The sequence below is a fragment of the Streptomyces swartbergensis genome (assembly GCF_002148965.1).
Lineage (GTDB): Bacteria > Actinomycetota > Actinomycetes > Streptomycetales > Streptomycetaceae > Streptomyces > Streptomyces swartbergensis.
This window is the reverse complement of sequence record NZ_NGFN01000299.1, coordinates 1-10,426: the sequence shown is the minus strand read 5'-3', so window position 1 is coordinate 10,426 and position 10,426 is coordinate 1. Positions and strand designations below refer to the sequence as shown.

At 70.6% G+C, this 10,426-nt stretch carries 11 protein-coding genes and 1 pseudogene; 6 read left to right on the top strand and 6 right to left on the bottom strand.

The window, feature by feature from the left end; translation table 11 throughout:
- A partial coding sequence (locus CA983_RS33530) for an integrase core domain-containing protein (protein WP_143645614.1) occupies positions 1 to 293 on the top strand: 293 nt, incomplete at its 5' end.
- A 161-nt stretch (positions 294 to 454) separates the two neighbouring features.
- Here CA983_RS33530 and CA983_RS45445 read toward each other — a convergent pair.
- The gene (locus CA983_RS45445; RefSeq protein WP_244207205.1) at positions 455 to 1,312 is read right to left on the bottom strand and encodes an IS5 family transposase; all 858 of its coding nucleotides are present in this window, start codon (positions 1,310 to 1,312) and stop codon (positions 455 to 457) included.
- Positions 1,313 to 1,861: 549 nt separating this feature from the next.
- On the opposite strand from CA983_RS45445, the gene CA983_RS33505 reads away from it, so the two are divergent.
- Complete coding sequence (locus CA983_RS33505) at positions 1,862 to 3,148, top strand: pentapeptide repeat-containing protein (protein ID WP_341866712.1); 1,287 nt, start codon at positions 1,862 to 1,864, stop codon at positions 3,146 to 3,148.
- A gap of 968 nt (positions 3,149 to 4,116) precedes the next feature.
- Here the strand turns inward: CA983_RS33505 and CA983_RS33500 are convergent.
- The 5 genes and pseudogenes from CA983_RS33500 to CA983_RS33480 form a co-directional block, all read right to left on the bottom strand.
- Positions 4,117 to 4,332 carry a hypothetical protein gene (locus CA983_RS33500; protein ID WP_086604546.1) on the bottom strand — a complete coding sequence of 72 codons (216 nt, stop codon included), beginning with the start codon at positions 4,330 to 4,332 and terminating at the stop codon, positions 4,117 to 4,119.
- Between the two features lie 492 nt (positions 4,333 to 4,824).
- Positions 4,825 to 5,613, bottom strand: coding sequence for a class I SAM-dependent methyltransferase (locus tag CA983_RS33495; protein ID WP_086604545.1), 789 nt, complete (start codon positions 5,611 to 5,613; stop codon positions 4,825 to 4,827).
- Between the two features lie 133 nt (positions 5,614 to 5,746).
- Complete coding sequence (locus tag CA983_RS33490) at positions 5,747 to 6,253, bottom strand: tRNA-dependent cyclodipeptide synthase (protein WP_158101918.1); 507 nt, start codon at positions 6,251 to 6,253, stop codon at positions 5,747 to 5,749.
- Positions 6,254 to 6,502: 249 nt separating this feature from the next.
- Complete coding sequence (locus CA983_RS33485; protein WP_086604543.1) at positions 6,503 to 6,676, bottom strand: CsbD family protein; 174 nt, start codon at positions 6,674 to 6,676, stop codon at positions 6,503 to 6,505.
- Positions 6,677 to 6,874: 198 nt separating this feature from the next.
- A pseudogene (locus tag CA983_RS33480) lies at positions 6,875 to 7,108 on the bottom strand (ATP-binding protein); the annotation flags it as partial.
- 509 nt (positions 7,109 to 7,617) lie between these two features.
- Between CA983_RS33480 and CA983_RS45430 the strand changes: the two are divergent.
- The 4 genes from CA983_RS45430 to CA983_RS33460 form a co-directional block, all read left to right on the top strand.
- Positions 7,618 to 7,767, top strand: coding sequence for a lasso RiPP family leader peptide-containing protein (locus tag CA983_RS45430; RefSeq protein ID WP_158101917.1), 150 nt, complete (start codon positions 7,618 to 7,620; stop codon positions 7,765 to 7,767).
- 112 nt (positions 7,768 to 7,879) lie between these two features.
- Positions 7,880 to 9,685, top strand: coding sequence for an asparagine synthase-related protein (locus tag CA983_RS33470; protein ID WP_086604540.1), 1,806 nt, complete (start codon positions 7,880 to 7,882; stop codon positions 9,683 to 9,685).
- 17 nt (positions 9,686 to 9,702) lie between these two features.
- Positions 9,703 to 9,963 (top strand): lasso peptide biosynthesis PqqD family chaperone, encoded by a 261-nt coding sequence (locus CA983_RS33465; RefSeq protein WP_086604539.1) that lies wholly within the window; start codon positions 9,703 to 9,705, stop codon positions 9,961 to 9,963.
- 47 nt (positions 9,964 to 10,010) lie between these two features.
- Positions 10,011 to 10,426 (top strand): lasso peptide biosynthesis B2 protein (locus tag CA983_RS33460; RefSeq protein ID WP_107500306.1); only part of this gene is annotated, 416 nt, incomplete at its 3' end.

Sequence of the window (10,426 nt, the reverse complement as noted above, 5' to 3'; positions counted from 1 at the left end):
CCGACAATGCCTGGGCCTACACCAAGAACACCTGGCGGGACACCTGCCGTGAGCTGGGCATCGGCCCGCGCTGGACCCGGCCCTGGCGTCCGCAGACGAACGGCAAGGTCGAGCGCTTCCACCGCACCCTGCTCGATGAATGGGCCTACCAGCGGCCCTACACCTCAGACACCGAACGACAGACAGCGTTTCCCGACTGGCTGGACTGGTACAACTACCACCGACCCCACACCGGCATCAGCGGCCAAACACCAGCCAGCCGCGTCACCAACCTGTCCGAACAGCACACCTAGGACCCTGCACCACATCGCCAACCGCGTCCACAAAAAACCCGCGCCTGGCAGACCTCGCCACTGAGCAACTGCACGCGGCCACCGACGCCCTCGTGAACCGCGGCCAACTGCTCAGCCAGCCAGCCAGGCAAGCCGACGACCACGGTTTTGATGGCCGCGTCCTAAGACGGTGTCCTACGTGGTGAGGCGGAGCAGTCGTTTGTAGCAGCACAGGGCCGCAGCGAGGCCGAGAAAGGCCAGGTAGTTGCGTGGATGGCGTTCGTAGCGGGGCTGAGTCTGCGGTAGCCGGACAGCCAGGAGACCGTGCGCTCGATCACCCAACGGCGACGGCCCAGCCGTTCGCTGGACTCGATGCCCTTGCGGGCGATGCGCACGCCGATGCGCTTGCCGTGTAACCATTTCCGCAGGTGGGGAATGTCGTACGCCTTGTCTGCATGCAGGCGTTGGGGCTTGAAGTAGCGGCCGCGGTGGGGGTCGTGTCTCATTTGGTGACCCTCGACCATGGGCTTCAGTGCTTCGCTGTCGTGGACGTTGGCGGCCGAGACGCCGACGACCAGGGGGCAGTCCGTTCGCGTCCGACAGGACGTGCATCTTGGAACCCGGCTTGCCCCAGTCCACGGGGCTCGAACCTGTGTGTTCGCCCCCTTTTTAGCCCTGACGTGGGCGGAGTCGAGGACAACCCGGGTGACGTCGACCAGGCCGGCGTCGTCGAGCAGGTGCAGCACCGCTTCGTGCAGGCGGCCCCAGACGCCGGCCCTGGACCAGATGAGGAACCGGCGGTGGGCTGTGGACTTCGAGATGCCGAAGCACGGTGGCAGCGCCCGCCAGGCACAGCCACTGACCAGCACATAGATGATGGCCGCGAACAACGTCTCATCAGGGGTGTCCTGCGTCCCCCCGCCCTGCGGCCGCACCTTCGACGGCGGAATCAGCGGCTCCGCGATCTCCCACAGCCCGTCCGGAACAATCCAACTCCACGTACCCCGCCCCATGACCCATTCAACGAGCCAGCGCCACATAGGACACCGTCTAAGTGCTCCAACACCCCCAGGCCCCAGCGCTGAACCGGTCCAGGAATGAGGAACAGAAGCATCCCAACCAGGACCAACCATGGGGAAATCGCGACGAGAAGACCGACCGTGGACACGTGGACAGTCTCACTCATCCCAACGACAGCGGGATCTCTGAGAGCGACGGGCCCAGCACGGTCACCGACGCTCTCGACGCGGCGTCCTCCGACCGAGTCCCCCTCGAGACCGACGGGCTCTTCGCTCGCTATGGAAAACGTCCGGCCCGACCAGCAGACCTTGCCGACGTCGTAGCTCACCTCGCCCCCATACTGGACTGATAAGCGCAGGTCAGCCCATCCACTCCTGATCCGAAATACCCCTTTTGGGCACCACGTGCTGGCCGTCTCGGACTCGACTGGGCGACGGCGTAACCGCGCGGGAAGCTGCTTCCCGGTTCGTCCCGGACGCAGTCGGCACGAACCCTCCACGCGCGGGTGCGCGGCCACTTGACCGGAACGGGCCGCAACCGGCAACGGGTGCCGGGCTGTCCTGTTGATCGTGAGACTCTTCATGCCCCGGCGCCGGGCTGAACGGCGCGGCCTGCGCCTGTGGCACGTCTGGATCGTCCTGCCCCTGGCCTTCGTCACCGCGATCGCTATCGCCGCCAGCGTGTTCTTCGCCGGGTGGGACCTGCTCGGCGCCCGGGAACTCAAGCCCGAGCACCGCATCGACTCCAAGACGCTCTTCGACCTGGTCAAGCTCTCCTTCGGAGTGGTCGCCGGAGCCGGAGCTCTGGTCGCTCTGGTCGTGGCCTACCGACGCCAGCGGGTCGACGAGGACGGCGCCCTGCGCGACGCCACCCGCCTGCACACCGAGCGCTTCACCACAGCCGTCTCCCAGCTCGGCGAAGACTCCGCCGCGGTCCGCCTCGGCGGCGTGCACGCCTTGGCCGGCCTCGCCGACGACGCCCCCAACCGCGAGCTCCGCCAGACCTGCATCGACGTCCTGTGCGCCTACCTCCGCCTGCCCTACACCGCCGAAGCCGACCTCCCGGCGGACGACGCGGGAGCCCGGCACACCTACCTGGCCCTGCGAGAAGTGCGGCACACCGTCATCCGGCTCATCCGCGACCACCTCCGCCTGTCGCACCCACACCCGCACTCCTGGCAGGGGCACGACTTCGACTTCACCGGCGTCACCTTCGACGGCGGAGACTTCTCCGGTATCACAGTCTCCGACGGCACGCTCAGCTTCGTGGCAGCGAGGTTCCCCAACGGCCAGGTCGACTTCACCAGGGCGACGTTCTCCGGCGGCCGGGTCGACTTCGGCGGGGCGACGTTCGTGGGCGGACAGGTGGACTTCGGCGAGGCCACGTTCTCCGGCGGCCAGGTCGACTTCGGCGGCCGGGTCGGCATCGGCAGGGCGACGTTCTCCGGCGGCCAGGTCGACTTCGGCGGGGCGACGTTCTCCGGCGGCCAGGTCACATTCGGCGGCCGGACCGGCATCGGAGGGGCGAAGTTCTCCGGCGCCCAGGTCACCTTCGAGTGGGCGACGTTCTCCGGCGGCCAGGTCGACTTCGGCGGGGCGGAGTTCTCCGACGGGCAGGTCGACTTCGAGTATGCGACGTTCTCCGACGGCCAGGTCACCTTCAGCAATGCACGGTTCACCGGCGGCACGGTCACCTTCAGCGGGGCGACGTTCGTGGGCGGACAGGTCACCTTCAGCACGTCGAGGTTCACCGGCGGCACGGTCACCTTCAACGGTGCTTCGGGGACAGTCCCGGACGGCCTGCCGTCGAGCGGATCTCCTCTGCCGCCTGGGCTGAGTCTGCCTCCCACCTGGTAGCTGACCCACAGGGCGGCGTTTCCCACTGGAGGCTAGATGGCGCCAAACTTCCCGGACTTGTGCGCCCATTGGCTGTGCGCAATCGTCACGAGCGTCATAGGCCGGCGTGTCGTTGCTCGCCGAAGAAGCGACGGGCTCGTACCTTGTGCACAAGGGCTGGGACAGCCCCAAGGCTTGCGGTTCGCCCGGGCGGACAGGCGGTCGGCCTCAAGGGTGTGATGCCCGGTCCCCCGCGGAACCCCATTCTCCAGCGTGCTCTCCGTCAGTCGGCCGCTGCCCGGGCAGTCCTGCCGCTGAAGGACGTCATGTCACCCCACACGAACGATCTCGCGATCCGTCGTGCATGCGAGGAACTGCTCTACATCGACGCCCGGGCGACCCCACGGACCCGGTCCCGCCGGGTCCAACTCGACTGGGCGACACCGACACAGCAGATTCTGCAAGCCATGCTCATCACCTGCCTCATGAGTTCGTCGAAAGCTCCCCACCCCGTGGAGCACCCCAACAAGAGGTGCCTCAGCGGCATCCAGGGCTACCTCAACATGATCCTCTCCCGGCCGGACGTGCTTGAGGTACACACCAACACCGCGTGCAGAATCGCCTCACGGCCGGACGCAGCCGGCACGGACCCTCTGCGCGGTGCGCGGCCAGGTGACCGGATCGGGCCTCCACCGGCAACGGGTGCCGGGCTGTCCAGGCATGTGAGGTCAGTGGCGCCTTTCGAACCTGCCTCACAAGCACCCGAGGGCTCGTCAGGCACGTACGCCGACGCTCGAAGACGGACGCGCGATCCCGGCCGGGGATCCGAGACGGCCGCCCTGCACGGCAACCGCGGAGCCTTCCCCCCTCCCCACCCGGTGGCCCGGCGCTTTCGCGGTCCGGGCGAGGCTGGGGAAGGGGAAGGCTCCGCGGTTCCCGCCGGCGGTATCGACGCGCCGCCGGGCGGCCCCTATCGACCGGCGGGTTCCTCAGCCTTCCTCCTCCCAAGTGAGGATGATGGGACGGAGGATGATGTCGTCAAGGGTGACAACGTCAACGCCCTCGTCGCTCCCTTGATTATCGAGAATGCTGGATTCCTCGGTGGAGAAGGGCGGGTCGGGTTCGGCATGAGCGGCTGTTGTGCCCACCCCGATCGAGAGGGCACCCGCCAAAGCTGCGGCTGCGGCGATGGTAGGTAGACGCATTGGTCGTCTCCTTGTGTCGACGGTAGGGACCTGTCCAGCACATCGGTCACTCCCGGAGCCCGCATGCGCAGTTACGCCGCCAGGGGGCGTCTGCACTCGTCCGACCCGCCCCGCTTGCGTTGTGCGCAAGACCCTGAGGGGACGATCGCGGGCCCCTGCCGGGCACGGGATGAAGACAGAAACGGCTGGCCGGTCAGCGACCCGCGTACAGGCTTCCGTCTGCGTGCCTTACATGCCTGCATCCACGATCATGCCCTTGGCCAGGGGAGATCCCCCCGCCCCCTAGATAACGCACGCGGCCGCGGGCGCCTCCAGGCAGTCCTTGCACACGCCGTCGACCGGAGGGTGCTGGGGAACGGCCCCCACGGCGCTCAGGGCGCCCGGACGCCGAAGCTGCCGGCGGCGGCACTGCCGCGCAGGGCCGGCGCCGTCCTGGAGTTTGCTCTGCGCTTGTCCGGAAGCGGATGGAAGCAGCGGGCGTGCGGGGTAAATTCAGGCGCGTGCGGTGGTGAGCAGCAGTGGGGGGTGGGTGCGTTCCGCGTTCCAGGTGCTGCTGAGCAGCAGGGCGGGGTCGGTGGCGGGGTCGGCTTCCGCCTGCGCGACGGTGGGGTGGTGCTGGCCGATGCCGGTGAAGCCCGCCTGCTGCAGCAGGCGTGGGTAGGTGTCGGCGGGCCAGTAGACGTTGGGGAAGGTCTGCCAGGTGTCGTYGTCGTAGCGCAGCCGGACCGGCAGCGTGTCACCGGGCCGGTAGGCGGCGCCGGGATCGCCGATCTGCTGGCAGGTGTAGCGGATCCCTGCCCGGGCCGGGTCTGTGGTCAGGGCGGCGAAGGGGGCGCCGGGGCGCAGCAGGCGGCGGATCTCCTGGAAGGCGCGCAGGAGAGCGTCTTCGGTGGGCAGGAGGGCCAGGACGTGGTTGCACATGGCGGCATCGGCGCAGGCGTCGGGCAGGTCCGGGATGTGTTGGTCGGTGACGCGGTGGTAGGAGGCGTGGGGGATGGGGTGGTTGCGGGCGTGGGCCAGCATGGCGGGTGAGACGTCGGCTGCCAGGACGCGGACTCCGTAGTGGCGGGCGGCGTGGCCGGCGACGGTGGCCGGGCCGCAGCCGTAGTCGAGTAGCACCTCGCCGCGTCGCCCGGCGAGGTTCAGGGCGCGGAAGACGAAGGGGTGGCCCAGCAATTGGTTCATGCGGTCGTCGCGCGCGGCGTACCAGGCGGCGGTCTGCGGGCTGTCGTAGGCACCCTCGAGCGCGGACTGCCGCCGCACCGGGTCTGTTTCGTCCATACCGCCACAGTTCACCGCAGCGCGTACGGCCACGCGGGCCGCCCGGTGCCCTCACCCGGATGCCGCCGCACACCGGCGAGCGCCTTCCCCCCGCCCCGGGGCCGCGCGGGGCACAACTTCCGCTGCCTGTGTGTCACTCCCGTGCGCGCAGGCCGATGTAGCCCTGGCCCGGGAAGGCCCGGTGGGTGCCGCCTTCGGTGAAGAAGTACTGGAAGTGCGCGGACGGTTTGCTGTAGGCGGTGACCGCTTGCGAGGTGTTGAGGATGCCGACGGCGTTGAGAACGAACGGCAGGGCCTTATCGGTGTGGACCAGTCCGGTGTCGATCTGCGCCTCGGTTGGCTCCCAGCCGGCGGGCATCCGCGCGGCGAGGGCCTCCCGGGTGCCCTGACGGTACAGCGCCCGGTAGGCAGGGTCGTCCAGGGCTTGTCGGGCGTAGGCGCGGGCTCGCTGGTATTCGGGGTGGCCGCTCCACCGCCCGAACTCGCTCACCCACAGCTCCAGGTTCCCTGCCGCGTCGCGGGCGCGGCGGATGCGCGAGGCCATCTGCCGCATGTCCGCGCGCGCCTTCCTGTACGCCTCGCGCTCGGGGCGGCCTTGGGCGAGGTAGGTGGCAGCGGTCGACTGGTCCCATGCCGGCAACCCGGCGGCGGAGACGGAGATGCCTCCGGGGGAGGAAGACTGAGGAACCCGCCCGGTCGATAAGGGCCGCCCGGCGGCCGGCGATAACGCCGGCGGGAACCGCGGAGCCTTCCCCTTCCTCAGCCTCGCCCGGACCGCGAAGCTGCCGGGCCGGGCTCGCGGTCGACGAGGCTGATGGAAAGGGCGGGCGTGAGGAAAGCAGGCGGGTGGGTCCCCCTGAAGGGGACCCACTGAGGCGTGTCCAGCCTGTCAGCGCCGGAAGGCGTCCTTGATCTTCTCCTTCGCCTGACGTACGTCGCCCTTCGACTTCTTGGTCTGACCCTCAGCCGCGAGACCTTCGTCGCCCGTCGCGCGGCCCRCGGCACCCTTGGCCTTGCCCTTCGCCTGCTCCASTTTGGCCTTYGCCTTCTGCTCCTCAGCCACCGCTCATCACTCCCAGTCCCAGTCCCACTCAACATCGGGGCTACGAAGTCGAGTGACCTCCTACGGTTGGTGTAAACAGCAAGGGAAAGCATGCCCAGGGCGCGGCGCTGCCCGATGTTCTTCCCGGGGAGCTGCAGGCAGCGCTGGCCGCCGCGCCGCCGGCTCACGCCCCGTCTGATCGGGGGCGGCCGCGTCGTTCTACCGGGGTTGGCGTCCGGCGATCGCGCCGCCGGCATCGTCCATGAGAGCGATGCGGGCGGTGATGCGTTTGCCGACCGGCTCCCGCTGCGCCTCGAAGCCCTGGGCGACGGCCATGACGATCTCCAGACCGTGCTGTCCCACCCGCCCGGCGTCGGCGGCCCGGGCCACCGGCAGCACCGGATCACAGTCCCACACCACTACCTCGACGGTGTCGCCGGTGATGCGCAGATCCGAAGCCGTCACCGAGGCCGGCGGCTGGCTGCGCCTGGCCGGCCCCGCCGGATCCGTGCTGCGCATACTGCAGCTCGTCGGCGTCCGGAGGGTCACTGGCCTGTCGGTCGAGGTGATCGCTGAGCTCGTCGCCGAGGTCGGCCCGCTATGGCACGAACGGCACCAGGCAAAGCTCACATCCCGGCCGCGGAAGTGGGCCGTGGGCGCCGGTGCGAAACACAAGCCGCGCCGTCAGCGAGGTGCGGCCCCTGTGGATGCCTGAGCGCTCGTGGGCCGCTCTGGCCAGTCGGCCCCACAGCTTCTGAAGGAGGTGCCTCACCGCTCAGCGAGCCGTCGGGGACGTCTACTCGATCAGCATCCGGTACGTGACACTTTCAACCCTCAACCAACTAGCCCCATTTTTCTCATTAGTTGCGTTTCGCCCCTTTCGTTGTGGGTGAGTCGGAGGGGTGTCAGCAGCACGGCCGGTGCCGTGCTGAGGCGCAAGGACACGAAGGGAGGTGACGGTCGTGGATGAGCGTCTCTTCATCGACTCAGAGCCGCAGGTCTACGAGCCGCCGCGGCTGACGGACGCCGGTGATTTCACCGAGGTCACGTTCGGCTCGCGTGACGGCAACCGGCTCGACGCCGGCAGGCCCCCGTGGATCTGGCGTTACTAGTCGGACTGGGGGCGGGGTCGGCGGACGCCTGGCCAGGCGTCCGCCGACCTGGGTTGCCTGCGGGCGACGCGCAAGGGATCTGGTGCCGATGCGATGGGTGCTGAGGTGAGTGATGGAGCAGAACTGGTGGGTGATGCTGCCCGATGCGGACGGGGCGGCTCGGCTGGTGGAGCCGCTGCGGGACGGGCCGGTGGAGTGTGTGGCGCATGCCTCGGGCCGGCCGTGGCTGGTGGGCCGGTGGCGCACGGACCAGGTGATGCTGGCCCAGGCGGGTGGGGTGCGGGTGGCGGTGCTGGGCCGGTGCGGCCTGACCGCCGGCCAGCTGCACGGCCGGCTGGGCCGGGTGCGTGATCTCGCCACGGTGGAGGCCGCGGTGGCCGGGGTGGCGGGCAGTTTTCATCTGCTGGCCTCGGTAGGCGGCCGGACGCGGGCGCGGGGGACGGCCTCGGGCGCGTGCCGGGTGTTCACCACGGTGGTGGCCGGGATACCGGTGGCCGGGGACCGGGCCGATCTGCTGGCACGGCTGGCCGGTGCCGGGGTGGATTTCGAGGCGCTGGCCGTGCGGCTGCTGGACCCGGCGGTGGGACATCCTCTGGACGAGCGCACCGTGTGGCAGGGGGTGCGCGCGGTGCGGCCCGATGAAGCCCTGGTACTGGAGCCGGCCGGCGGCGCCGGGCGGACCGTGCGCTGGTGGCGGCCACCGCAGCCGCAGACGCCGCTGCCGGTGGCGGCTGGGCGGGTGCGCTCCGCGCTGCGCGAGGCGGTGGACACCTGCACCGCAGGGGGCGGCACCCTTAGCTGCGACCTGTCCGGGGGGTTGGACTCCACGAGTGTGTGCTTTCTTGCGGCTCAGGGCCCGGCCCATCTGGTGACCTGGCACTGGCAGGGGGAGGATCCCCGTGATGACGACGGGGAGTGGGCGGGTCGCGCGGCTGCCGCCCTGCCCCGGGCCACTCATCTGACCGCACCGGCCAGAAGCGTGCCGGACTGGTTCGCCGGCCTTGCCGACCTGCGGCTGGCCACGGACGAGCCGTGCTTCTGGGTGCGGGACTGGGCCAGGCTGACGGTGCTGCGGCAGCAGATGGCCGCGCACGGCTCCCGGCTGCATCTGGACGGCGGCGGCGGCGATGAGCTGTTCACCCCCGCCCCGGCGTATCTGCGCGACGCGCTGGCGCGACGGCCGCTGCAGGTGCTCGGCCGGGCCCGGCGCCAGCGCCTGCACGAGCGCGCCCGGTGGCTGCCTACGCTGCGCGCCCTGACCGACCGGCGCCGGTTCGCGCACTGGCTGCACGATGTCGCCGCGGACCTGCCCCTGCCACCCCCGCCGGAGGCCGCAGGACGGTACGGCTGGCAGCCAGTCCCGCGCCTGCCGTCCTGGGCCACCCCGGCGGCGGTGGGCATCGTCCAGGACGTGCTGCGCCAGGCGGCTGCCGCGGCTCCGGAGCCGCTGGCCCCCCACCGGGCCATCCACGGCGTACTGCAGCAAATCCGGGAAGGCGGCAACTCCCTCCGGCAGCTCAACCAGGCACTGCCGGGCTGCCCGCAGACGGCCTCGCCGTTCACCGACGACGCCGTGGTCGAGGCCGCTTTGTCGGTCCAGCCCCTGCAGGCCGCCACGCCAGGGCGGTACAAACCGCTGTTGACCGCGGCCATGGACGGCCTGGTGCCCGATGCGATCCTGCAACGGACCACTACCGGCATCTATGACGCCGACTTCTATGCCGCAGTGCGCCGCCAGCGCGGTCAGATCCTGGCCCTGCTGGACGGCTCCCTGCTGCACCAAGCCGGGCTGATCGACGCCTCCCGGATGCGCCACGCCGTGCACTCACAGGCCCCGCTGACTGACCTGGCGCCGATGCTGCAGACCGTGGCGATCGAGGTCTGGCTGCGCTCGCTGCCCACCCCCGTAGCCGCCTGACAGAAGGGAGGACGGTGATGGCCGCTATCACCTTGCGCCCGGAGGTGACCGCCGTGGACACCGGCCAGACCATGGTGCTGCTCAACCAGCACACCGGCCGCTACTGGCAGCTCAACGCCACCGGAGCGCTGATCCTGCGCGCCCTGCTGCGCGATGGCACCCCCACCACCGCGGCCGCCGCGCTGATCCGCGCCCACCCCCAGGCCGCCGAACGCGCCGACCGCGACGTGGACGACCTGCTCACCGCCTTGCGCACACACCACCTGCTGTCCGACTAGACCCCGCGGAGCGCCGCTGCCCGCGGGGCCCGCCCGGGAGACCCGCCATGCCCCACGCCGACGCCCCACCGCGCCCGTCCCTRAAGCTGCGCCTGCTCGCCCTGGTGGCCGTGGCCGCCGCCCGGCCCCTGGCCCGCGCCCGCCCGCACCGCATCGCCACCGTGCTGCAGGCGCTGCGCCGCGGCGCCACCTCAGCCACCGCCGACCAGGCCGCCACTGCTCGCACCGCCGTGGTCACCGTCAGCGCCCGCTGCGCCGCACCCCGTAGCTGCCTGCACCGCTCGCTGGCCACCGTCATCCTGTGCCGCCTGCTCGGAACCTGGCCGACCTGGGCCACCGGGGTACGCACCGACCCCTTCTGCGCCCACGCCTGGGTGGCCGTCGACGGCACACCCGTGGGCGAACCCGCCCAAGACACCGGCTACACCCCGATCCTGACCGTCCCCCCGGCCCAGCCAAGCCA

What these genes read in the sequence shown, in the direction of transcription:
- CA983_RS33470 (WP_086604540.1), top strand. Translation starts at nt 7,880, where the DNA reads ATGGAGCAGAACTGGTGGGTGATGCTGCCCGATGCGGACGGGGCGGCT.
- CA983_RS45445 (WP_244207205.1), bottom strand. Translation starts at nt 1,312, where the DNA reads ATGTGGCGCTGGCTCGTTGAATGGGTCATGGGGCGGGGTACGTGGAGT.
- CA983_RS33500 (WP_086604546.1), bottom strand. Translation starts at nt 4,332, where the DNA reads ATGCGTCTACCTACCATCGCCGCAGCCGCAGCTTTGGCGGGTGCCCTC.
- CA983_RS33465 (WP_086604539.1), top strand. Translation starts at nt 9,703, where the DNA reads ATGGCCGCTATCACCTTGCGCCCGGAGGTGACCGCCGTGGACACCGGC.